This window comes from Paenibacillus oleatilyticus (assembly GCF_018998565.1).
Classification (GTDB): Bacteria; Bacillota; Bacilli; order Paenibacillales; family NBRC-103111; genus Paenibacillus_G; species Paenibacillus_G oleatilyticus.
This window is the reverse complement of the sequence record NZ_JAHNZO010000210.1, coordinates 1-317: the sequence shown is the minus strand read 5'-3', so window position 1 is coordinate 317 and position 317 is coordinate 1. Positions and strand designations below refer to the sequence as shown.

1 protein-coding gene is annotated in these 317 nt (G+C 54.3%); it reads right to left on the bottom strand.

Annotation, left to right across the window (positions count from 1 at the left end; translation table 11 throughout):
- Positions 1-223, bottom strand: a 223-nt coding sequence (locus tag KQX66_RS38625; RefSeq protein WP_216798465.1) for a hypothetical protein, incomplete at its 3' end; no start/stop codon positions are given.
- Positions 224-317: the final 94 nt, after the last annotated feature.

The window sequence follows — 317 nt, the reverse complement described above, 5'->3', positions numbered from 1 at the left end:
GGCTATCATACAGCACACCGCGCTCATATAAAAGCTGTGCGCGTTCGTCATCCGTCAGTGCCCGGCTGGCAAGAATTTGTTCCATGCGCGCCAGGATCACTTCCTGCTGCAACGTAGGCTGCAACGGGATTGCCAAAACTTCGTCTTTACGCCAATCATGGTTGCTGCATCCTGCCAGCATGAGTGCTGTCGCAACGTAACACCAGCGCAAGAAAGGCTTCATTTCCCACTCCCGAAGACAAACATTGGATGAACGTCCTGTCCTCCGTTTGCTAAAACGCGGGCATCCTACCCGCGCGATACGAACAGCTCCCAAC